Genomic DNA, 23057 nt, shown 5'->3' with positions numbered 1-23057 from the left:
ACATTCTTCGGCGTTGAAAGTTAACGGTGAGCACTGACTGCTCGTGACTGTTCAGTTCGCCTTGACTGCTCGACGACTCAACTAATTTATATAAGACAGGTATTCAATGATGCTCAAGAAACTCGCCTTTGCCGCCCCTCTGACTGTCCTGGCCATGAGCGCCTCGATGGCGTTTGCCGCCACTGAAGCCAAGCACTCCATCAGTATCGTGGCGCACGTACCGGCTGACGACTTCTATGCGGTGCCGGTGGATGCCGATCTGGTCAACAAGGATCAGGACATGAGCTTTAACCCGGCCACCAATTCGATGCGCGAAGTCAACGGGCACTTCGATGTGCTGCACACTGCCGGCAAGGTTCATGCACGTCTGGAAGGGGTGCCGAAGCTGATTGGCGGTAACAACACCATCGACTTGAAAGTCGAACTCAACGGCAAGACGCTGACCACCACTTCGCAGGAAGTCGTGGGCGATACCGAGTCCAATACGCGTTATCGCGCGCCCTTCAAGATCAGCGCCACCGGTGCCAAACCGGCCGCGGGCGACTACACCGGTGTGGTCATGCTGGTCGTCGAACCTTCGGTTTGAGTCATAACGGCAATACCTGACGTTACTTGTCCAGTAACGTAACCGGCCGGCAACTTTGAAGTTGCCCGGCCGGGCTTTTACTTCCGGTAATCAGAGTATTAATTCATGTATCCGATGACGCCCATCGCGGCTGCGCTTGCGTTGCTTTTGAGCAGCAGCGTACTGGCGGCGCCGCCTCCAGTCGATAATACCCCGCGAAGTTTGCTGGCTCAGGCGAAAGGTCTTCCGGCGGACTTTGAAGAGCATTTCTTTGATGTGCCTTTGGCGGTTCGTGTCGAACTTGATCAACAACCGCTGGGCGAGGCGATGATTATATTGTCGCGCGATGACCGCATTACCTTGCTCGACTTCACCGACACCAGTGACAGCCGTATCAGTGCCGTCGAGCGCGAAACCTGGGCCAGCATCCTCAAATCCGGCGTAGCCCTGGGCAGCTGCAGCGGGCAATGCCCTGAGCAACTGCTGGCGGTGCATTACAACCTGGAAAATTCACTGCTGTCGATCGCCACCGAAAACGCCGAGCGCGATCTGCAGACGCAACGCTTCCATGAACAGCCCGAGGGTGGCAGCAGCGGTCTGATGCTGCGCAATCAGCTGAACCTCAATGGCGGCCAGAATCAGGATCTGGGCGGGCGTTTCGGTCTGGAAGCCAGTGCCAGTCTCGGCAACTGGAGCCAGTCCTTCAATATGCAACTGGCGCGCCTCGGCGGGCCGGACACCAAGACCTATCATGCGGTACACGAGCTCTACACCCAGCGCGAACTGCAGGGCAGTTTTTTCCGCCTGGGCTATTTCACCCCCAATTCCGAAGGCCTGACCCGCCAGCCCCGATCTTTCGGCACCAGCCCCGATACGGCGGTGGGTGTGATGTATGGCAGCTCCGACAGCCTGGCGGTCGACAGCCCACGGCCCAGCGTCTACCCGATTTTCGTCACGGCCAATCGCCAGGCGTCGGTGGAGATCTATCGCGATGGCCTGCTGATCAACACGCAAGCGGTGCCGGCCGGGTTGCAGACACTGGACACCCGGCCCTTGCCCGGTGGCATCTACGAAGTTGAAGTCCGTCTGATCGAGGATGGCCAGACCACCGCGACCACTCAGGAGTTGGTCTACAAACCGGTGAACTGGCAAAACCTCGACCAGCGCTGGCGCTACAACGTGTTTGCCGGTCAGGAAAGCAAACTGCTGAGCAATTGGGAGGAACAGCAGAGCGGTGATCTCACCGCCGGCGCCGCGCTCAACTACCTGCTGCACCCGCGCGTGATCCTCGGCCTGTCGGCGCGTCAGGTGCGCGACACCTTGCAGTACGGCACTTCGATCGACTGGAGCCTGGCCGACAGCATCAGCCTCTTCGCCAACCTCTATCAGACCGAAGACCATGGCACCGGCGCCGATGTGCAGGGCCTGTACAACTACGGCGCCGGTAGCCTGATGGTCAGCCACAACCGCAGCTGGCTCGACACCCGAAACACTTACGACACGCTGCCCGACGGGACTCGCGTACGCCAACGCAATGTGTTCACCGGCGAAACCAGTAACTCGTCGCTGGCGCTCAACCATCGCATCAGTCGCAAGAACTCGCTGAGTGCGCGGGTCTCGCACAGCGAAGGCAACGTCGAAGGCGTGGGCATGGACCTGGGCTGGACGCAGCGCACCGAGCTGTTTGGCAGTGATGCCAACTGGCGCTTGTCGCTGTTCGACCGACCGGGCAGCTACAGCAGCGGCGAGGCGCGTAATCGCGGAATCGACCTGAGCATCAACATGGCGCTGGGCGGGCCGGGCCAGCAGATTTCCGGCAGCATCGGCAGCCGCACCGCTCGCGATGGCGGGCGCGACAACAATGGCTCGATCGGCTATCGCAAGGATCTGCAGGATCACATTCTGCAAAGCGTTTCCGTCACGGCGCTGACCGACACCTATGGCGTCGGCCTGGCGAGCCTGGCCAACTTCCGTACTGATTGGGTCAATGGCGATGGCTTTGTGCAGCGCTCGTCCTACAACGGCAACTTCACCGGTGGCGTGAACCTCGACAGCAGCGTGATCGTCGGCGGTCAGCGACTGGTCATGACCAGCCAGCATCAGGGCCGTGGCGCCGGAATGATCGTCGATGTCGAGTCGGATATCGCCGACGTCACCCTGCGCGCCGACGACCTCAGCGGCGGCAGTTCAGCGCTGCGGCCGGGGCGTAATTTCATCCCGCTCACGGCGTACCGCAACAGTTCGGTGGGCTTCGATTTCGAAGGCAATCACGTTCCGGCCGCCAACATCGAACCGTCTCGCGCCCGCTATCACCTGAACAAGGGCGGCGTGGCGTACCACAAGGTGCGGGTGATGAAAACCGTCACCGTACTCGGACGCCTGCTCGACCCGCAGGGCCAGCCGCTCAAGGGCCATCACGTAATCAATCACGCCAGCCGTGGGGTCAGCGAAGTCGACGGGTTTTTCTCGATGGAAATGCACGCCGGCTCACCGACCCTCGAAGTGCGCTACGCCGATCAACTGCTGTGCCAGTTCCGGCTCGACCCCGACCAACACCGTAGCGAAAACAACGTGCTGATGATCGGCGATTTGCGCTGCTCGCCGGACACGTTGGCCGACGTCACCCAAAAGGCCCACACCGCGGGTTGATACGGCCTGCTTCAGGAGATTTTGCAGACATGAACGTCTCACCCTTGGCTACATCCCTGCGGGGCTGGCTGGCCGCTGTTGTGCTGGTCGCTGGCACGCTATCTGCGGCTCACGCCGAACAGGTGTCGATCACCGCCGAGTTCAAACCGGACTCGTCTTATCCACACCGCAACAAGTTCCAGAACACCACGCCCTCCAGTGGTTACTGCACCTACGACCCGGCGCAGTGCGAGCAGAACGAGATATTCAGCTTGCAGGTGCCGATCCAGTTCAACGCCCGTGCGCCGATTGCGGCGAATCACCCTTCGCCGCGGCAAGGGGCAACGTTTCAGGTACCCGTGCAGTGGCGTGAGCTGACGGTCTATCACGAGACCACCCACGAACCAAAAATCGTCAAGGTGCGGATCGTCGGTATCGGTTCGCGCTATGTGACCGAGAATGTGATGAAACTGGTGGAGGGCGCCGAAGACGATCGCATCGCCCACAACCTGTTGTGGGGACAAAGTTGGGTCTATGCTCCGGCGCCCTGTCAGTACAGTGGTGTGGGTTGGTACTCCCCCAATGCATACTCGTTTTTCTGGAAAACTCCAGCGGCCGCTGCCTGCACCAAACAGGCGAAGTTCGATGTGCCGTGGTTGCGTCTGGAATATCTCGATTTTGCCTATGAACTGGTCACCCCCGACCCGCTTGGGATGTCGTCGGGGGACTACAGCGGTTCGCTGACCTACAGCGTCGGGCCCAATGCGGATTTCGATTTTGGCGATGTGATGTTGCCGTCGAGTTCGTCTCTGACCTTGAATTTCAATCTGAATGTACAGCACACCCTCAAGGTCGACATCCCACCTGGTGGCGAGAAAGTCCGCCTGGTCCCCATTGGTGGCTGGCAGAGCTGGCTGCAGGCCGGCCGGCGGCCGGTGGGTCTGTTCCGTGACCAGACCTTCAATATCTCGGCGTCTTCACGTTTCAAGATGCTGATCAGTTGCGGCCCCGGATTCAATGGCGAATGCGGATTGCAGGACAGTTCGGGGCGCCGTCGAGTCGAGCTGCACATCAGCGTCAGCATGCCCAATGGCATAACCGATCTGGCCGGCCAGCCGGTGCGGCGCATGCCGTTGAAGCCCGGCGCTGGGAGTGCGCTGTATTTCAAACCGGGTTTTTATGTGGATCGAGCCCCGGGAACCCTGCATTTCGAGGTGCCGCCACATTCGATGGCCAGCATGCTGCAGCCCGGGGTGAGCGACAGCTATTCCGGCATTGTCGTGGTGATCTGGGACTCGGATATCTGATGGGCCATTCAGCGATGAGTCGAGTCGGCATTGTATTCAACGACCAAGGAAGCAAGGTGATGAAGCGTCTGGTGTTATCAATGGTTTTGAGCGGGTTTTCCTTCGCTCTGCAAGCCGGCCCACAAATCAATGTCGGGACGGTCTACGACTACCTCGACGGCGACAAGAGCACGTACCTGAAACGGGTATTCAACAGTGGCGACAGCACGGCATTCGTCAAGGTCAACATTCTCGAAATCATCTACGACGCCGACGGCACCTCGCGGGAAATCGAGGTCAGGAGCCAGGCCGACATGAGCAGTCGAGACGGCCTGATGGCCAGCCCCGCGCGGCTGATCGTGCCGGCCAACGGCATGCAGGGTACGCGTCTGTTGATGATGGGCGAGCGTGATCGGGAGCGCTATTTCCGCGTGCGGTTCATTCCGGTGGTTCCGGAAAAGGAAGACGAATTCGCTGTGTCCGCCGAGGAGCGTGAGCAATACAAAACCACCTTGTCGGCCGGGGTCAACGTCATGACCGGTTTCGGCACGGTGTTCTTTGTGCGCCCGAAAGACAGCCGTTTCGACAGCGTGATCGAAGACACCCCAGCGTCGTATCGGGTGCGCAATAACGGCAACACCGTGGTGCTGATCGACGAGTTTCGCAATTGTGCGCTAAAGGACGAAACCGCTTGTGAGCCGACCACCAAACACCACATTCGCGCAGGCAGCAGTTTCGAGTTCGACAAGCAGGCCGGACGCGAATACCGCTTCAATCTGGTGGAAGGCGACAGCAAGAAGTCCCTGCGCGTAGCCGGCCACTCATCAGGGGATGGCCCGAAATGATCAAACAATCGTTGATGATCCTGTGCGCGAGCGTGCTGACGCTGTTCAGCGCGGAATCGTTTGCGGCGCGCGAAGAACATCGGTTCGAGGTGTCGGTGGATATTCCGACGCTGGGGTTTTATGTGATACCGGCCGAAACGGACTGGATTCATCGTGCGCAGATTCTGCCGTGGAATATCAGCACCAAGCGCCTCGACGGTTTACGCAAACACTTCGATGTCCGGCACGACACCAGTGCCATCGAGGCCCGGCTGGAGAGCGCAGCGTTTCTGTCCAATGGTCGCGACGAGCAGAACATTTATCTGCGCGTCAGCTTCGCCGATACCGTGCTGACTCACGAGACGCCGCGTCAGGTGGTCTCGGCGGAGCAGGCTAGGGCCGGCGGGCGTTACGCGCTGGAGATCCAGCCGATAACGCCCGCCAGCGGCTACAAGCCGGGGAATTATTACGGCAACGTGCACCTGATCTTCAATGCGGCGGCACCCTGAGGTTGCCCGGCCTGCCCGAAGTGCAACGGGCAGACCGGCGCGCCGTTATCAAAGCCCGGCGCGGGTCAGGGCTTCACGGGTCAGGCGACGTGCGAGTTCTTTCTCGTCATCTGCCAGATCGACCAGCAGCCGCTCGAACAGCGTGTCGCTGATCGGCTCGTCATTGAACACCACCGTTGCCGGCACTGGCAGATCGTTCATCAATGTCTTGAGCTGTTCGCGCAGGGCTGCGCGTTCCTCGGCTTGGGTCGATTGCACCCACTGGCGCTGGATTTCGCGCAGCGATTCAAGTGCTTCATAGCGGCGCTGGAACAGACGCTTGTTGCTTTCCAGGCGCACGGGATAGCGCTCGCTCAGGTACTCTTTCCAGAAGTCGAGCTCAAGCATCTGGTTGACCAGGCCGTCGCCTTCTCCCAGCGCCAGTACCGTGTCGTAGGCCTGATCGATCATCGCGTCAGTGACGCCGGACACCGGCCGGTACAGCATGCCCTCGGACTGCCAGGGCAAGCCGAGACGTTTGGCCAGGCCGGTCTGGTAGGCCAGATAAACCTCCACGTCGTCGGGGTTGCCGCCCCGGCTGGCGACATCGGCCCGGGCGATTTCGTTGACCTGTTCCAGGCGCGCCGCGCCTTTGGCCAGCGTCACCAGTTTCAGTTCCAGTTCCTTCGGCTCGACCGAATAGGCATGCGCCTCGTAGGCCAGCACGTTCACCCCCATGTGATTGAACAGCTGCGCACCGGCATCGGCGCAATCCACCGGCGCCACCACCATGGTGAACAGTTTTTCACGCAAGCGGCTGTCGACATGCACGGCGTCGAGCATGCGCCAGACGCGTTGCATCAACTGCTCGCGCGCCGTTCCGCCGGCGCGGAAATCGGCAAACTCACGCACGCTGAGCAAGGTCGCCATGAACGGTGCGGCCATGGGGTCTTCCACCAGCTCTGTCCACGGTGTTTCGCGATCAACGCCCCAGCCCGGCACCTCGGCCCAATAGTCGGCACCAAAATTGGAGATGATCGAGGTACCCGCGGAAACAACTGGCATGATCGGTTCCGGTGGCAATCCCATCGAACGGCGACTGTCCTGATAGCGCAGCTGGTTGAGGTCCGACAGGGCCGCGACGTCCAGACGAGTGCGCGCCACCAGCCATTGCCCATCGGAACCGCTCGGCACTTCGGGTATCACGGTCAGCGGGTTGCCGCGCAGATCGAGCAGCAAACCGCGTGGCCGTGGCTTGGCCAGAATGCCGTCCGGCCAGGTGGTCAGCCCGGTGTTCTTCAGCGTCACCACCTTCAGGCGCGGCATGCGCGACAGATCAGGCGACAGCCCCAGCGGGTTGTCGTCCATTCTCAGCACTTCGAGGTAGGTCAGGCTACCCAGCCGTTCGACGGCGGCGCGATCCAGCACAATGTGGTTGTTGTTCAGACGCAGGCGTTCAAGGCGGCGCATGGTGGTTCCGATGCGGTCCGGCAAGCGCGTCAGCTCGCAGAATTTGGCACTGAGCTCGACCACGTTCGGAAAGTCTTTGAGCAGGCCGTTGGCGTCGGGGGAGAAGCGCGCATTGTCGACATTGAGCACCGTGACCTTGTCGAGAAACTTCTTCAGCGGCGGACGTTTCGCCCACCAGGTTTCCAGATCCGTGGACAGCAGTTCCCGCGACAGGTCTAGCGCATAAGTCGACGGATCGGCGCGGTTGCCCAGGTACTCGTTCTTACGCTCGAAACAGTCGAGCAGTCTTTCATAAATATGCAGCCCGCCACCGTCCCGGAATCCCTGACTGCCCGGCCCCCAGGTCTGCGGTTGTTGATAGCGCCAGCGATGGACAATGACCCGCAGCTCATCGAGTTCGTCTTCATGTGCCTCGATGGCCTTGAGTGGCTCGCCGCGTGCGGTCAGGGCATTGGCAAACGCTTCGACCTCGCTCGGGCTGAAATGCGGATGCAGATCCTGGATACGTTGCTCCAGCGTGGCGGCATTGCGGCTCAGGCCCGGGCCGCGCACCAGAAACAGGGTGTTGTATTCAGCGATCGGGCGGATCGGCGGGCTGGCGAGTAGCGTGCGCCGCTCGCTGGGGGCCTGGGTTCTGGCGAGGATCCATTGCTTGAACGGTTCGATGTCGTCGGTGCGATACCCCAGGGCACTGCGGCCATCGTGATTGGTCGCCTGCAGGATTGCCTCGTACAAACCACTGGCGGGATGGATCGGCTGGTCCGCGCCATCGCGCACTTGATAGCGGTCGGCAGCGACCCGCACCAGCACCCGGACACGCTCGGCGACCGCCGCACCGGCCTCGCAACGCAACGCGCCGTCGAACGTGCCTTCACGGATTTCAATGCGCAGCGCCCCGAAGGTATCGCTGTAATGCCGCAGCGCGCCGAGGATCAGCCGTTCGCTGTCGATATTGCTCAGGGCCTCCTGCTGCAGACCCTGGGCGGCGCGCACGGACTGCAATTCAAACTGCACCTCGCGGGCGGTCGTGCGCAGACGCAAGGGCAAACGGCGTTGCGTCGTGGCTTGCTGCTGTTCCATCGGTCTGGCATGGGTAACCACCCGTTCGGCGAGAACCGGCGTCAACTGTGGACAATCCACCAGCACCTGGCTGGCCGCCGGCGACGGTTGCGCGGCGGGCTGCAGCGGGCGCGCCGGGCCGAGACGATCCAGCGTATCGCTGAGCAATGGCGGCGGCGGGGTGTTGTCGACATGCATGCGGCGCAGCATGCCCTCGTCGGTGCCGGTCAGCAGGCGCAGATGCTCCAGTTGCGCATCGCTGAAACCATCGGTGCGATGGCCGATGCGCCGCAGCAGTTTTCGCCTGTCCCACAGACGCGGGTTTTCCGTTTCACAGACCCAGGCTCCGTCGGCGTTGTGCGCAAGCGTCGGTGCGTAGGCCCGGGGACGTCGCGGATGGCGCAGGCGGTGTTTTCCGGAAACCGGATCCTTGGTCACCTCGAAGACGTGTTGATCCAGGCGCAGCAATTGTTTGTCCCCCAGCGTATGAACGCCGTGCGCATCGGGACGGGCCGGGCTCGGCAGTGTCTGTTCCGGCAGGCGATAGGGCGCCAGATCCGGGTGCCACAGGCGGGTCTGGCCATCGGCCAACTGCACCGGTTTCAGGCCTTCGACAAACGACGACAGCTTGGCCCGTGCGACACGTCCCAGGCTGGCGCCAGCGGCGAAGGCACCGAGCTGGACGATGCTTTGCAACACGCCGATGGCTTGCTCACCCGCTTCTGCCAAGTGCCCTTCGGCCATGTCGACGATGCCTTCAAAGACCCCGTCGAGCAGTTGGTACGTGGTGTAGGCCAGCATCAATTCGCCAAGCCCCGGCACCAGCGGGGTCACCACCAGCAGCGCCACGTTGAAGATATCCGAGAGGATTTTTCCCAGGTTGTCCCACCAGGCCCAGCGGGCCATGCGGTCGGCATACTCGGTGGAAATGGCGATCTCCCGGGCGTCATTGAAAATCTTGTTGAGCTTTTGCTGATGGAAGTAAGCCCAGAGACTGCCGGTGTAACGGGTATCGCGGTCGTCCTGGATTTTCGTCAGGCGAAAGCGCAGGTCGGGGTGATCCACAGGGGTTTCGCGCCAACTGGGCAGGTGGGTTCCCGGCGGTACGGCGTGCCATTTCACGGTGCTCAGGCGGGCGTTCAAGCCTGCAAAAAAATGCCCGCGCTGCTGATGGTTGACGAACTGGCTGAAAAACCGCTGATAGCTGCCGGCAGAATCGTGGTCGCGCAGTTGCCGCGTCAGTTCCGTCATGAACTCCAGCGCAGAGGGGTATTGCTTGAGCGGATGTTCCGGGTCGTGGGGCACATAGGCAATCACCGGAACCGGGGCGTTGGCGGAGTCCACGTCAGGGGCGATGAGGGTGATACCGGTCAGCGCCGTATCCATCATGGCGAGGTTGTAGTAGTTGATCGCACGCCCGCGCCAGCGCAGGTTGCGCCGATCATCGAGCATGCCCTGGATGACCTCGTAGGCGTCGCGGTCAATGTCCTTTTTCGCCAGGGCCAGCTGGGCACAGACGCTCAATGTGCTTTTCTGACTGAAGATGATCCGGTACTGCAAAACCTGGCGGGCCACACGGTTGCCCGAGCGCAGAAACTCGTTCAGATGCTGCTCGTATCGGGCGCCGATATTCAGCTCGCGGCACAGTGACTTGAACTGCTCGATACTCAGTTTGTGCTTGAGCGGCCTGACCGTGAAGTGGCCGTTGGCATCGGGGCGGGTGATGAACTCCGAGTCCGGGCTGAACGCTTCATCACGGGAAAAATTATGCAATGCAGCGTCGAGCAGCGAGACGGTGCGGCTGGTGGTTGCACCGGCAAAGTCATGGGCCCACCACGCGCTGTTGACGGGGGCGTACAGGCGCAGCCAGGTGTTCTCGACATCGTCTTCGACGCCGAAGCGCTGTCGCAACGCCTGCTGTAATAACGGCTTGGCGAAGGCGTAGACGTCTTGCAGACGGCTCAAGGCCTTGTCCACTTCGTTTTGTGCTTTCCAGGCATTCTGCATCTGCTGTTGCAGACGCCGATGTTCGGCGTCCGATACCTCTTGATACCAGGCCGGCAGTTTCAGTCGGTGCAGCTGCAATTCATTGACCCGCTTTGCTGAGCTTGCGCGCAGCCAGGCCGGGATGGCTTTTTCGATCGTCTGATAATGAACACTGACATCCGGTGAGACGAGGTGCGCCGTGCGTGGCGGTTGCCCCTGCGGGGAAAGGGTGGGCATTGCTGGATCGTCCTTGATCAAAAATGGAGCGATCAGCCTAGGCAACGACCGAGGGTGAAAAAAGCGCAAATACCCGGTTGAAAGCGCCGGGGTTGCGCACGGAGGCTTCGAAAAACACGGAGTGAAAAATACCCAGTTACCACCACGTCGCAGTGCTTTCGTGGCTTAGCGGGCGGCGGTGACCTCCGGTGCCTGGCACATCGTGTGCGTGCCCGGTTGCAGGTACGGCGAGAGGATCGGTGCCATACCCTTGAGCACCTGCACCGGCAGTGCCGAGGTGAACTTGAAGTTCTCCGCCGAGCGCCCGGGGACGAATGCGGTGAGCGTGCCGAAGTGGTTGTTGCCGATGTAGAACACAAAGGTCGCAGTACGGTTGATCGACTTCGAACTGAGGATCCGCCCGCCGGAGCCGATGGCTTCGATGCGGTTGTCGCCGGTGCCGGTCTTGCCGCCCATCACCAGCGGGGTGCCGTCAGCCGTTTTGAAACTGCCGGAAACGCGTTTCGCCGTACCCGAGTCCACCACTTGCGAGAGCGCCTCGCGCATCGCCGTGGCAACTTCCGATGGCATCACCCGTTTGCCCACATGCGGGTCGTTGGTCAGACGCGTTTCATACGGGGTGTCTGCAGCAAAGTGCAGGCTGTCGATGCGCAGGGTTGGCATGCGCACGCCGTCGTTGAGGATGGTGCCGATCAGTTCGGCAAGTGCCGCCGGGCGGTCGCCGGAACTGCCGATGGCGGTGGCCAGCGACGGCACCAGATGGTCGAACGGATAGCCGACCTTCTGCCAGCGCTGGTGGATTTCCAGGAACGCTTCGATCTCGAGCATGGTGCGGATGCGGCTGTCGCGGGCGCCCTTGTGCTTGCTCTTGAACAGCCAGCTATAGACTTCCTGACGCTCGAACTGGCTGGCCTTGACCACCTGACTGAAGGTGGCGTCCGGGTTGTGCAGCAGGTAGCCCATCAACCACAGATCCAGCGGGTGCACTTTGGCAATGAAGCCCTGATCCGGCAAATCGTAGGTGCCCGGGCCGTAAGCGTCGTAAAGCCGGATCAAACGATCGTCGGTGAGTTTTTCGGTGAGCTTGGCGCCTTTGAGGTGGGCGCGCACGAAACTGTTGAAATCTTCCTGACTGGCATTGGGCAGCAGGTAGCGGTGCACGGCGGCCATGCGGATCGGGGTCGGGCGCATGCTGTCGAGGAAGGTATCGAGGCGCGCCTGGGTGTCCTTGTTCTTGTACTTCTTCCAGAACTTGAGCAGGAACGAGGTGCCTTCGCGGTCAGCGAAATTGGCCAGGTATTCCTGACGTCGCGGGTCGCGGTCGTCCTTGAGCAGTTCGGCGCTGCTGTTGGGGCCGGAGTAGGTGACGTAGCGCACCACGTCGCGCATCAGGCGAATGAACGGCAGGTTGATCGACTCGCGCAGCGCATCGCGCAGGGTCGGCAGGCGGCCGTTGTCTTCCTTGCGAAAGTTGTGGAACACATGCAGGCCGCCACCGGTGAAGAACGCCTCGCCGGGGCTGGCCGAATATTTGCGGTCGAGCGCGGCGCCGAGCATTTTCGACAGATCATGGTCCTTGTTCTGAATCAGGTAATCGATTACCCACTGGCTCAAGCGATCCTGATCCGGCACTTCGACCTTCTTCAGTTCCGGCACGCTCATGGCGCCGTACTTGTCGTGCAGTTCGGAGATGATCTGCAGATAAGTGGTGAGCACGCGCATCTTCGCCGTCGAGCCGAGCTCCAGCTTGCTGCCCTCGTTGATGTCGAACGGCTGGTCGGTGCTGTCAGTCTGCACGCGTACCCGCGAGCCGTCCGGGGTCAGCTCGAACAGGGTGAAGCTGTAACGCACCTGGGTGGTGCTGGTCGGGGTGAGCAGGCGTTCGCCAATCAGGCCGATCTGCCCGGCAAACGCGGGATCGGCGAGTTTTTTCAGGTACTCGGTGGCCTGGGTCTGCAACTCGCCCTGCAAGGTGCTGGTGGCCGACAGGTCGAGGCGATCGAGGTCGTACAGCGGACGATTGAGCATACTCGCCAGACGGCTGCGGGCGACGCTGATGCCTTTGTTGGTTTCGATCGGCTGGAGGGTCGGCTGGGTCTGCCAGTCGCGGTAAGTGACCTTGCTCGCCAGTGCGGCATCGGCCAGGGCGCTGTCGATCACGCCGCCCTGTTTGAGCAGGCGCAGGTGGCTGTCGGTGAGGTCGGCGAGTTCTTCGCGGCCTTTGGTCAGGTAATGCGAAGGGCGGCGCTGGGCGATCATCAGCGAGAGCATTTCGCGCAGGGCCAGGCCTTTCTCGGCCATGGTTTTCGGATCGGTGGCCGGGCTGTTCAGCTGCGCATTGGCCTGGTTGAAATCGCTGCCGTACCAGACCCGCAAACCTTCGGCCATGCCGTGTACTTCACCATGCCCCGGCACGGCGGAGAGCGGCACGCTGTTGAGGTAGTCGCGGATGATGTTCTGGCGCGCGCCGAGGGTTTCCGGGCCGGGCTGGTAGGCGCGCACGCTGGCGGACAGCATCTGGCGGATCTTCTCGGCGCCCGACACCGTCAGGCCATCAGGCGAATGCCGGTACTTCTCCAGTTGCGTTGCCAGGGTGCTGCCGCCCGCCGATTGCCCCGGCAGATGGAGCAACTTCGCCACTTGCGACCACGCGGCCATGCCGAAACGCGGCCAGTCCACCGCCGGGTTGGCCAGTGGTTGCTTGGGATCGAGCAGAAAGCGGTTTTCGATGAACAGCAGACTGCTGACCACCACCGGCGGAATCGCCGCAAAACTCGAATACAGCTGCTGCGGATACTTGTACTGATACAACGGCGCAGCGCGGCAATCGGTAATCGACAGCCCGGCCTGGATCTTTTCCGAATAGGGCACGAACAGGCCCTTGTCGGTGTAGCTCAGCAGCGCGGGTGAAAATCGCGTCTGCTCGGTGATCACATAATTGCGCTTGAGCAGGCGTGGCAGGAATTCATCGAGAGAGCTGTAGCCCAGACGCAAATCGAACGGCCCGTTGCCCGGATAGCGGATCGCTTCGCTGGGGCCGGGTTCCAGCTGGTATTTGAGCGAAGCGGCGTACTGGCTCAACTCCCGGGACTGGAAACGCGAGGTGCGCATTTCCTTGCTCGCGGCCAGACCCACCACGACGGCAATAATCAGCAGCAATAACCAGAACGCCTTCCAGCCATGTCGGCTGCGGCTTTTTTGGGGGGGAACAGGCGCTTCATCCACACGTTCAGTCGGAACCACGGCTTTACTCGAATCGGTTTGCCACAAAGCGCCCATAGTCGATTGATCCATTCACGCAGATTGATCGGACTTGACTGAAGCTTAGACGGTGGTGGCGGATGGGGGAAAAAAAGTGCGGGGTTTGAGTGGGGTGGTTTCTGAAGAAAACTGCACCTGTGGCGAGGGAGCTTGCTCCCGCTGGACTGCGTAGCAGTCCCAATCTCTTTAATCGCGATCTGTCTGAAACACCGCGTGCGCGGGTATTACGACGGCTTCGCCGCCAAGCGGGAGCAAGCTCCCTCGCCACAGGGAGAGTAGGAGCTTTAGAGCCAGCAGGCGTCCCAAAGCGGGTAATCGCCAATCCGCTCCACCAATCCGGCCCGTAGCGGATTGGCGATGATGTAACGGGCGAACGGTTTCAAGTCTTCGCCATCACGGATGGCGCGGTCGTGATAGCCGGTTTGCCAGAACGCGCCTTTTCGGTTCAGGGCGCGATTAATCGACAATGTGCTGCGGGATTTCACCGCTTGCATCAGACGTTCAATATGCATTTCTTCCAGCTGGACCAACCAATGGAAGTGGTCAGGCATCACCACCCAGGCTATCGAATCGATCCATCGCTGATCATGAGCTCGCCTGAGTTCCGCTACCAATAAACGACCCACCTGCCAATCGCTGAATATCCTGCGGCGCTGATACACCACTGCAGTTATCAGATAGGCACGACCCGATTCCGAATAGCGCCCTCGGCGTAGCCTGTGTGAATGTAGATGTTTACGCATTCCGTTGCGTCCTTCGCGAGTTCAATCCTTATTCACGCTAGTCGCAGCATTCAATAATTGGGTCTGCGATGACTGTACGAAATTTCCGAAAATTTCCAGATTTCGGATCCTCTGTGGCGAGGGAGCTTGCTCCCGCTGGGTTGCGCAGCAGCCCCAATCCCACTAATCGCGATCTGTCTGAAACACCGCGTACGAGGTTTTACGACTGCTTCGCAGCCGAGCGGGAGCAAGCTCCCTCGCCACAGGGGTCTAGACCGTCAAGTTCATCGAAACAGCCTGAATAGAGGCATCCCCTGTGCAATACCACCAACGCAGGTACATGACGATGCACCAACGCTGTGCAATACTCGGCGGCCTTTTTGGTGGCGACTATTCCTACGTAAAGCAGTTAATGCCTCTCCGTAAACCGGCTTTCTGCCGAGAGTTCCCGCTGAATGTTGTGGTTTATAGAGTGAAAAGCCCTGTCACAAGCTTTTTATACTGCACGCCCCGCTGATCTTGCAGGTCGGGACCTGCAAGGCGCGTTTGCCCACGAGGCAGGCGCGGTTTCGGCAAGCCAGGCCTATCGGTCGACGCTTCGCCACTCGGTGGTCATATCCAATAACAAGACGAGGTTGTATCCCTATGCCAGTCGGCAATCACCTGCCCCATGGCGAGACCGCTCACGGCGGCCCGCTCAAACGCGAACTCGGTGAACGGCATATCCGCCTGATGGCGCTCGGCGCCTGTATTGGCGTCGGCCTGTTCCTGGGTTCGGCCAAGGCCATCGAAATGGCCGGCCCGGCGATCATGCTTTCCTACATTCTCGGCGGCCTGGCGATCCTGGTGATCATGCGCGCCCTCGGTGAAATGGCCGTGCACAATCCGGTGGCCGGCTCGTTCAGCCGCTATGCCCAGGATTACCTCGGTCCGCTGGCGGGCTTTCTCACCGGCTGGAACTACTGGTTCCTGTGGCTGGTGACCTGCGTCGCGGAAATCACCGCCGTCGCCGTGTACATGGGCATCTGGTTCCCCGATGTGCCCCGCTGGATCTGGGCCCTCGCGGCGCTGATCAGCATGGGCTCGATCAACCTGATCGCGGTAAAGGCCTTCGGTGAATTCGAGTTCTGGTTCGCCCTGATCAAGATCGTCACCATTATTGCCATGGTGATCGGCGGCGTCGGCATTATCGCCTTCGGTTTCGGCAACGATGGTGTGGCGCTGGGGATTTCCAACCTGTGGGCCCACGGCGGTTTCATGCCCAATGGCGTAACCGGTGTGCTGATGTCCCTGCAAATGGTCATGTTCGCCTACCTCGGTGTCGAGATGATCGGCCTGACCGCCGGTGAGGCGCGGAATCCGCAAAAGACCATTCCGAACGCGATCGGCTCGGTGTTCTGGCGCATTCTGCTGTTCTACGTGGGCGCGTTGTTCGTGATCCTGTCGATCTACCCGTGGAACGAAATCGGCACTCAGGGCAGCCCGTTCGTGATGACCTTCGAGCGTCTGGGCATCAAGACCGCCGCCGGCATCATCAACTTCGTGGTGATCACTGCGGCGCTGTCGTCGTGCAACGGCGGCATCTTCAGCACCGGGCGCATGCTCTACAGCCTGGCGCAGAACGGCCAGGCCCCGGCCGGGTTTGCCAAAACCTCCAACGGCGTGCCACGCCGCGCGCTGCTGCTGTCGATTTTCGCGCTGCTGATCGGCGTGCTACTCAACTACCTGGTGCCGGAGAAAGTCTTCGTCTGGGTGACCTCGATCGCCACCTTCGGCGCGATCTGGACCTGGGTGATGATCCTGCTGGCGCAACTGAAATTCCGCAAAGGCCTGAGCGCCAGCGAACGTGCCGGCCTGAAATACAAGATGTGGCTGTACCCGGTCAGCTCGTATTTCGCGCTGGCGTTCCTGGTGCTGGTGGTCGGCCTGATGGCGTACTTCCCGGACACCCGCGTGGCGTTGTATGTGGGGCCGGTGTTTCTGGTGTTGCTGACGGTGTTGTTCTACGTGTTCAAACTGCAGCCGACCGGTGAAACGCAGGGTGCGGTGCGTTCGGCCACTTGATGTAGCGCGATAGCAAAAGCAAAAGATCGCAGCCTGCGGCAGCTCCTACAGGGTGAATAGATTTCCCGTTTAGGAGCTGCCGCTGGCTGCGATCTTTTGCCGTTTTACCACCGGTCTGAAAGAGCGATACAAACCCGCAAGCAAGGCTCAAACCTGTATCACTTTGCAATCCCGCGCGGCAGTGAACCGGGGCGCAGACATGAAGGCGAGCGCATTTCTCCAACGAGAGCTCAGTCACCGGCAGGCCGTGCTGTTCTTCCTGCTTGCCACCTCGTTGTACGTCCTGCCCCTGATCCTCGCCGACTTCCCCTACATCGACGACAACTGGCGCACGCTGGCCGCCGGCAATGCCTGGGCCGGGCAGGGGCGGTTGTTTGCCGACTGGTTTTTTCAGGCGCTGACCTTCACGGGCGCCGCGCCGAACATCTTTCCGTTGCCGCTGTTGCTCGCCGTCTTAGCGATGAGCCTGGCCCTGACGCGACTGACCTTTCACTACTTCGCCGAACCGACGCTGGCCTGCTGTCTGGTGCCGTTGCCGCTCTGGTACAACCCCTTCCTGTTGCAGAACCTGTCCTATCAATACGACGGCCCGATCATGGCCCTGAGCATGGTCGCGGTAATCTTCGCCATCACGTTCGAAGGTTCATCGCGGGTGCAGCGCTGGCTGGTGCCGGCGGCGTTGCTGGGATTGGCGATCGGGCTGTATCAGATCAGCTTCAATGTGTTTCTCGGTCTGTGTTGTGTCGAGTTGATCAGGGCTGTTCAGCGGCGAACGCCGTGGCCGGAGATCCTGCGGATGGTGGGCTGGAAGCTCGCACAAGCAGGCCTGGGGATCCTGATCTACAGCGTCACGGCTTACCCGTTCATGGAACCGTTGCGAAAAACGGATCTGTTGAACCTGGACACCAACCCGCTGCTGCAGATCGGCATCAATTTCGCTCGGGTCCTGGATAAAGTTGCGCTGTTGTTTCACGGCGGCTACCCGTGGGTTTTCGCTGCACTGGTGTTGTGTGCGATTGCGGGCTGCGTGCGGCTGATTCAGTGCCGCCAACGCCGTTGGCCAACCCTGTTGCTGTGCTTGCTGACGCTGCCAGTGCTGGTCTTGCTGGTGCCGGGGATCACGCTGCTGTTCCGTGACTTCAATGAGGGCGCGCGCACCCTGATGGGCTTCGGCGTGTTGTTGCTGGGGTTGTTCTATCTGGCGCACGTTGCGCTGGCATCCTGGCACCGCCGCTGGCCCTTGCTGCTGATCATCCCGCTGCTGGCGACACTCTCGCTGTCCTTCGCGTATGGCCGGGTACTGAGCCTGCAGAAAACCTTCGCCAGCAGCGCGCTGTACAGCCTGAGCCACGACATCGCCGCCCATCGCGAGCTGCGTGAAGCCAAGCGGATTTACCTCTCGGTGAGCTACTCCGATCGCTGGCTGGCCAGTGCGACCGGTTCATTCAAACAGCTGCCGGTGCTGCACTACCTGCTCAACGTCGACTACTTCATCCTCGCGGAAAGCCTGCCGTCAGCGGGCATCACCAACGTGGTCGCCGAACGCGAACGGCGCAACGCCACCCACGTCGGTTATCAGGGTTTTCCAGCGCTGGTGGACAGCCTGTATTACCGGATTTACCTGATTGGCGATTACGGCTTCATTGTCATGAAAGAGCCCTCTCACGGCAGATTGCTGCAGTGGTAACCCTGACCGTCCGTCGCAATCCACCCCGCACCTGTAATTTCTGACAGTAGACCACTCAAGCGCCTTGCCTTAGCTTCGAAAGTCAGCCGGACCAAGTCATGACAAGGAACCGTAATGAAAGGATTTCCTGCGCTGACAGTGATTGGAATCGCTGATGCATTTATCCACTGGCAGATTTTTTTCGTCCTGTGCAGCGCCATCGGATTGACCCAGGCAGCCAGTAACTTCGCCGCGTTCTGCGTGGCAGCGGCGTTCTCGTTTTACGTGAATATGCTCTACACCTTCGACAGCAAAACGCCGGTATTCGGCTATTTGCTGTTTATCGGGCTGATGGGCGGAGCCAGTTTCGGCATCGGTGCGATTGCCGATGCGCGTGACTGGAGTGGTCTGCTGACGGTCACGGTGTTCACCGCGCTGAACCTGACGTTGGCTTACGGCTTTTTCCGGTTTGCGCTGTTTCGCGGACAACGGACATGAAAGCTTTGGTGGCCGTACCTTTTTTCAAAGATGCAAATGTTTCAGTGCGGGCTGATCTGCTGGCTCTGGCGGCCGTTCTGATTATTGCGCTGTGCGTGCGGTTCTACTCCATTACAGTCCCCGCGATCTGGAATGACGAGGCCTACAGTCTGCTGCTGGCTCGAGAAACGCCGGCGCGCATCTGGGCGTTGACCGCTCTGGATGTGCATCCGCCGCTTTATTATGTGCTGCTGCATTATTGGGTGGCAGTGTGGGGAGAGTCTCCTTTGGCGGCTCGTGCATTCAGTGTGTTGGCCGATATCGGCACGTTGCTGCTTTGCATCAAGCTGATGAGTCTGATCTCGACACGCAGGGCTACCTGGATTGCTGCGGTACTGCTGGCGCTACTACCGATTTCAGTGCGTTACAGTCAAGAAGTACGGATGTACACATTGCTTGGATTCTGGCTGATTGCTGCAACCGTGGCATTGCTATGTTGGGCAAGACAGCCTGAGCAAAAACGCTTTGCGTTGATCTACGTTTTGCTGATGACTGCCGCGTTTTATACCCACTACTTCGCAGGATTGTGTGTGCTGGTGCATTGGCTGTTCTGGTGGCAGAGCCGCGGTATCCACGCCGGGACGGCAATCGCGATCGAGTATTGGTTTCTGGCCAATATTGCCATCGTGTTCTGGTACTTGCCCTGGATTCCTCATCTCCTTTACCAATTAGCTGATACGGAACTCTTGAATTGGATAGAGCCCGTGACTTTGCAGAAAGCTTTGGCGCTTGTTTGGCAGTTCACAGTGATGGGCGATGACACCCTCCAGTCGCCGGTGTGGAAGTTGGTTCCACTGGTGTTAATGCTGCTGTTCGCGGTAACAATCACTTCAAGCAAGACCAGTGAGCGGCCTATTGGCTGGCTTCTGGTCAATTATTTTTTTGTGCCATTAACAGCCCTTTATCTGATTGCCTTGACTCATGCACTATTTGTAACTCGATACCTGCAGTTTTCGGCGCCAGCCTTGGCAATGATGACAGCGGTCGCGCTGGATAGATGGGGTTCGCGTCGCGCTTTGTTGTCCAAAACAGTGTTATTAATTTGTGTTGTTGCGCAATTACATGGGCTGACTATGGTTTACCGACAAACCGATGGCCTTGAGGGGACTGGAGCTCGAAGAGAGAGTGAGTTCAGCACCTTGATGACTCAAATGAGTCATAACGCCCGTCCGGGGGACGAAATTATTGTCAGCACGGAGTTCTGGATCATATCGGTCGATTACTACAACACGACAGGCATTAAGCCCAAAATTGCTACCAAGTTATCGATCGACAGCTTTCTAAAACTTACGAGTCGTGGCGCATTGAGTCTGATAGACGATCCGGCTGCGCGAGTCTTTATCGATGGTGTAACGAACGTCGATTTTCATAGCCGAAGAGTTTGGTGGATTACCTATTCAAGCCTGCCCGATGGCTGGCCTCTTTTTAAGCAGAGGCGAACACCCTCACTCGTGTTTGATGGTGTAAGTTTTTCCCTTTACTTGTTCACGCCAGACGCGCCAGCCATCGTGCAGGCCAGCACGTCTGCAACAAGTTATGCCGCCGCTATCTCCTGCGGCTCAAAACTGTCCGCCCGCGCCATCTGCCACATCCGCGAATAGAACTCGCCATTCACCTCACCCGTGAGCAATTCCCCCGGTTTCAGAAACACATGCAGCTGCGAGAACAGTTTGATTTCGGTCGCCGACATGCGTCGTACCAGGTGCTTGGCCGACAGTTGTGATGGATGCTCAAGACCGGCCGCCGCCAACATTTCCGCCAGTGCCTTGAGCGTGTTGCGGTGGAAGTTGTAGACGCGCTGGGCCTTGTCCGGGACGACGAGGGCGCGTTGGCGCAGGGCGTCTTGCGTGGCGACACCGGTCGGGCATTTGTTGGTGTGGCAACTTTGTGACTGGATGCAGCCGATGGCGAACATGAAACCGCGCGCGGAGTTGGCCCAGTCGGCACCGATGGCCAGCACGCTGGCGATGTCGAAGGCGCTGACGATCTTGCCGCTGGCGCCGAGTTTGATCTTGTCGCGCAGATTCAGGCCGACCAGGGTGTTGTGCACAAACAGCAGACCTTCGCGCATCGGCACGCCGATGTGGTCGGTGAACTCCACGGGCGCAGCGCCGGTCCCGCCTTCCTTGCCATCAACCACGATGAAGTCCGGCAGAATTCCGGTTTCCAGCATGGCCTTGGCGATGCCCATGAACTCCCACGGATGCCCGAGGCAGAACTTGAAGCCCACCGGTTTGCCGCCGGACAGTTCGCGCAGTTGCTTGATGAAATGCATCATTTCGATCGGCGTGGAAAACGCGCTGTGGCGTGACGGCGAGATGCAGTCTTCGCCCATCATGATGCCGCGGGTGTCAGCGATTTCCTGGGTGACCTTGTGCTTGGGCAGGATCCCGCCGTGGCCGGGTTTGGCGCCCTGGCTCATCTTGATTTCGATCATCCGCACTTGTGGATTCTGCGCCTGGGCGGCGAAGCGTTCCGGGTCGAAACGGCCGTCGCTGGTGCGGCAGCCAAAGTAGCCGCTGCCCAGTTCCCAGGTCAGGTCGCCGCCGTGTTCGCGGTGATACGGGCTGATGCTGCCTTCGCCGGTGTCGTGGGCGAAGTTGCCGAGTTTGGCGCCCTGATTCAGGGCGCGGATGGCGTTGGCGCTGAGCGAGCCGAAGCTCATCGCCGAGATGTTGAACACCGAGGCTGAATACGGCTGGGTGCACTGCGGGCCGCCGACGGTGACGCGGAAACTGCTCGGGTCGCTCAACGGCGCCGGGCGCATCGAGTGGCCGATGAATTCGAAGCCCGATTGATAGACGTCGATCAGCGTGCCGAAGGGTTTGTCGGCGCTTTCATTTTTCGCCCGCGAATACACCAGCGAACGCTGGGCGCGGGAGAAGGGCAGGGCGTCGCTGTCGGATTCCAGCAGGTACTGGCGGATCTCCGGGCGGATGCCTTCGACCAGATAGCGGATGTTGCCCAGGATCGGGTAGTTGCGGCGCACCGCGTGCGGGCTCTGCAGCAGGTCGAACAGACCAAGCAGGCTCAGTACGCCGGTGACGGCGGTGATCGGCCACAGCCAGTCGTGTTCGAGAAAGGGCAGGCTGGCGAGGGTGAAAATCACGCAGACGGCAAAGAAGGCGTAGCGGCTGAGGAGTGACAGGCTCATACGGTTTCCTTGGTTCGGACTCAATGGTTTACCCGTGGCGCGCAGACTGGCTTGCTCTTGTGGCGAGGGAGCTTGCTCCCGCTGGGTTGCGCAGCAGCCCCAAACCTGGCATCACGGTCTGTCTGCTGCATCGCGTGTCCAGATTTTGCGACTGCTGCGCAGTCGAGCGGGACGGTGCGACGATTCGACAAGCTCCCTCGCCACAGGGGATTCCAAGCTTCAGAGATCTCCTGCGTGCCAAGGCTTTTCAGGCGTTCTGCGCCTGGAGAAAAATCGAAAACAGCTCCGACTGGGATTTGATCCCCAGCTTGCTGTACATGTGTTTCTTATGGACTTTCACGGTTTCTACGGAGATTTCCAGCTTACGGGCGATTTCTTTACTGGAGCAACCGCTGAGCATCAAACGCCCGACATCCAGCTCCCGGGCGGTCAGTTGCGCGCCCTTGAGTTGTTGCACCGACGCCTCCAGCTGCACCCGCCAGTCCGCCGATGCAGGCGCGGCAGCGAGGGCCACGGTCTGGTTGATCTCGTACGGCAGGCGCTGACGCAACAGGCCCAGCACCCAAGGCTGGATCAATGACAGCAAGGCAATCTGTTCGCCAGTGAAACGTTTTTCACTGCCCAGCGACAGGCACAACGTGCGTTCGCCTTCGAGCTGGCAATTGAACTGGATTTCGTCGGCGACCACATTCAGACGAAAGTATCGCTGGTAATACTCGGTCAGCTCGAAATGCTCCGGCGCCACCTCGGACAGGCGGTACAACCCGGTGCGCGACTGCTCGCGACAGGCGATGTAGAACGGGTCGAGCAGGTACAACCCGCGCAGATAATCCTGAAACAACGGGTCGGGACTGCCGTCCGCGCCGGGGCATTCGGCGAATACCTGCGGGTGCTGATCGGCGCTGAACAGCAGCACCACCCAGCTATCGAACGCCACGTACTGGTCGAGCAGGCGCACCAGTTGCGCCCAGAAATTCGGCTTGTCGAGCGCGTCGATCAGTTGGCCGACGGCGCGGTGCCAGGTGATGTCATCAAACGAAACGGACATGGACTACCCCTATCGGGTTACCCCGGCCGCGTGATTCCCTGGCCGGTTGCTTGCTGCGCATA

The 23057-nt window shown here is 60.2% G+C and carries 14 protein-coding genes; 9 read left to right on the top strand and 5 right to left on the bottom strand.

What is annotated here, in order from left to right; genetic code table 11:
- Positions 1-109 precede the first annotated feature (109 nt).
- From LOY52_RS21410 to LOY52_RS21390, 5 genes are all read left to right on the top strand, one after another.
- A complete protein-coding gene (locus LOY52_RS21410; protein WP_258675906.1) occupies positions 110-586 on the top strand; it encodes a fimbrial protein in 477 nt (158 codons plus the stop codon).
- A 105-nt stretch (positions 587-691) separates the two neighbouring features.
- Complete coding sequence (locus LOY52_RS21405; protein ID WP_258675905.1) at positions 692-3214, top strand: CS1-pili formation C-terminal domain-containing protein; 2523 nt, start codon at positions 692-694, stop codon at positions 3212-3214.
- Between the two features lie 29 nt (positions 3215-3243).
- A complete protein-coding gene (locus LOY52_RS21400) occupies positions 3244-4500 on the top strand; it encodes a hypothetical protein (RefSeq protein ID WP_258675904.1) in 1257 nt (418 codons plus the stop codon).
- A 59-nt stretch (positions 4501-4559) separates the two neighbouring features.
- On the top strand, positions 4560-5324 hold the full coding sequence (locus LOY52_RS21395; RefSeq protein ID WP_258675903.1) for a molecular chaperone: 765 nt from the start codon (positions 4560-4562) through the stop codon (positions 5322-5324).
- Positions 5321-5812, top strand: coding sequence for a fimbrial protein (locus LOY52_RS21390; RefSeq protein ID WP_258675902.1), 492 nt, complete (start codon positions 5321-5323; stop codon positions 5810-5812). Before LOY52_RS21395 ends, LOY52_RS21390 begins: the two co-directional genes overlap by 4 nt.
- A gap of 48 nt (positions 5813-5860) precedes the next feature.
- Here the strand turns inward: LOY52_RS21390 and LOY52_RS21385 are convergent, their stop codons facing one another.
- The 3 genes from LOY52_RS21385 to LOY52_RS21375 all read right to left on the bottom strand — a co-directional run bounded on the left by LOY52_RS21385 (position 5861) and on the right by LOY52_RS21375 (position 14547).
- Positions 5861-10543 carry a dermonecrotic toxin domain-containing protein gene (locus LOY52_RS21385; RefSeq protein WP_258675901.1) on the bottom strand — a complete coding sequence of 1561 codons (4683 nt, stop codon included), beginning with the start codon at positions 10541-10543 and terminating at the stop codon, positions 5861-5863.
- Positions 10544-10708: 165 nt separating this feature from the next.
- Positions 10709-13822: a transglycosylase domain-containing protein gene (locus LOY52_RS21380; RefSeq protein ID WP_258675900.1), complete on the bottom strand. Its 3114-nt coding sequence runs from the start codon at positions 13820-13822 to the stop codon at positions 10709-10711.
- Between the two features lie 266 nt (positions 13823-14088).
- Positions 14089-14547, bottom strand: a complete 459-nt coding sequence (locus LOY52_RS21375) for an REP-associated tyrosine transposase (RefSeq protein ID WP_258675899.1) — start codon at positions 14545-14547, stop codon at positions 14089-14091.
- A 624-nt stretch (positions 14548-15171) separates the two neighbouring features.
- Here LOY52_RS21375 and LOY52_RS21370 point away from each other — a divergent pair.
- From LOY52_RS21370 to LOY52_RS21355, 4 genes are all read left to right on the top strand, one after another.
- Entirely contained in the window at positions 15172-16590 is a 1419-nt protein-coding gene (locus tag LOY52_RS21370) for an amino acid permease (RefSeq protein ID WP_258675898.1), read from the top strand.
- A 199-nt stretch (positions 16591-16789) separates the two neighbouring features.
- The gene (locus LOY52_RS21365) at positions 16790-18277 is read left to right on the top strand and encodes a glucosyltransferase domain-containing protein (protein WP_258675897.1); all 1488 of its coding nucleotides are present in this window, start codon (positions 16790-16792) and stop codon (positions 18275-18277) included.
- 114 nt (positions 18278-18391) lie between these two features.
- Complete coding sequence (locus LOY52_RS21360) at positions 18392-18754, top strand: GtrA family protein (RefSeq protein ID WP_258675896.1); 363 nt, start codon at positions 18392-18394, stop codon at positions 18752-18754.
- Positions 18751-20394, top strand: coding sequence for a glycosyltransferase family 39 protein (locus LOY52_RS21355; RefSeq protein WP_258675894.1), 1644 nt, complete (start codon positions 18751-18753; stop codon positions 20392-20394). The genes LOY52_RS21360 and LOY52_RS21355 overlap by 4 nt, the downstream gene beginning before the upstream one ends.
- Here LOY52_RS21355 and LOY52_RS21350 read toward each other — a convergent pair.
- Positions 20328-21947 carry an FMN-binding glutamate synthase family protein gene (locus tag LOY52_RS21350; protein WP_258675893.1) on the bottom strand — a complete coding sequence of 540 codons (1620 nt, stop codon included), beginning with the start codon at positions 21945-21947 and terminating at the stop codon, positions 20328-20330. The two genes, LOY52_RS21355 and LOY52_RS21350, sit on opposite strands and share 67 nt — an antisense overlap.
- A gap of 247 nt (positions 21948-22194) precedes the next feature.
- Positions 22195-22995 carry a LuxR C-terminal-related transcriptional regulator gene (locus tag LOY52_RS21345; protein WP_258675892.1) on the bottom strand — a complete coding sequence of 267 codons (801 nt, stop codon included), beginning with the start codon at positions 22993-22995 and terminating at the stop codon, positions 22195-22197.
- Positions 22996-23057 lie beyond the last annotated feature (62 nt).

This window comes from Pseudomonas sp. B21-051 (assembly GCF_024748795.1).
Classification (GTDB): Bacteria; Pseudomonadota; Gammaproteobacteria; order Pseudomonadales; family Pseudomonadaceae; genus Aquipseudomonas; species Aquipseudomonas putida_A.
The sequence above is the reverse complement of the archived record's forward strand: the minus strand, read 5'-3'. Positions and strand labels throughout refer to the sequence as shown.

Bases quoted from the DNA above. Each gene is read 5' to 3' on its own strand.
- LOY52_RS21410 (WP_258675906.1), top strand. From the start codon at position 110: ATGCTCAAGAAACTCGCCTTTGCCGCCCCTCTGACTGTCCTGGCCATG.
- LOY52_RS21405 (WP_258675905.1), top strand. From the start codon at position 692: ATGTATCCGATGACGCCCATCGCGGCTGCGCTTGCGTTGCTTTTGAGC.
- LOY52_RS21400 (WP_258675904.1), top strand. From the start codon at position 3,244: ATGAACGTCTCACCCTTGGCTACATCCCTGCGGGGCTGGCTGGCCGCT.
- LOY52_RS21395 (WP_258675903.1), top strand. From the start codon at position 4,560: ATGAAGCGTCTGGTGTTATCAATGGTTTTGAGCGGGTTTTCCTTCGCT.
- LOY52_RS21390 (WP_258675902.1), top strand. From the start codon at position 5,321: ATGATCAAACAATCGTTGATGATCCTGTGCGCGAGCGTGCTGACGCTG.
- LOY52_RS21385 (WP_258675901.1), bottom strand. From the start codon at position 10,543: ATGCCCACCCTTTCCCCGCAGGGGCAACCGCCACGCACGGCGCACCTC.
- LOY52_RS21380 (WP_258675900.1), bottom strand. From the start codon at position 13,822: ATGGGCGCTTTGTGGCAAACCGATTCGAGTAAAGCCGTGGTTCCGACT.
- LOY52_RS21375 (WP_258675899.1), bottom strand. From the start codon at position 14,547: ATGCGTAAACATCTACATTCACACAGGCTACGCCGAGGGCGCTATTCG.
- LOY52_RS21370 (WP_258675898.1), top strand. From the start codon at position 15,172: ATGCCAGTCGGCAATCACCTGCCCCATGGCGAGACCGCTCACGGCGGC.
- LOY52_RS21365 (WP_258675897.1), top strand. From the start codon at position 16,790: ATGAAGGCGAGCGCATTTCTCCAACGAGAGCTCAGTCACCGGCAGGCC.
- LOY52_RS21360 (WP_258675896.1), top strand. From the start codon at position 18,392: ATGAAAGGATTTCCTGCGCTGACAGTGATTGGAATCGCTGATGCATTT.
- LOY52_RS21355 (WP_258675894.1), top strand. From the start codon at position 18,751: ATGAAAGCTTTGGTGGCCGTACCTTTTTTCAAAGATGCAAATGTTTCA.
- LOY52_RS21350 (WP_258675893.1), bottom strand. From the start codon at position 21,947: ATGAGCCTGTCACTCCTCAGCCGCTACGCCTTCTTTGCCGTCTGCGTG.
- LOY52_RS21345 (WP_258675892.1), bottom strand. From the start codon at position 22,995: ATGTCCGTTTCGTTTGATGACATCACCTGGCACCGCGCCGTCGGCCAA.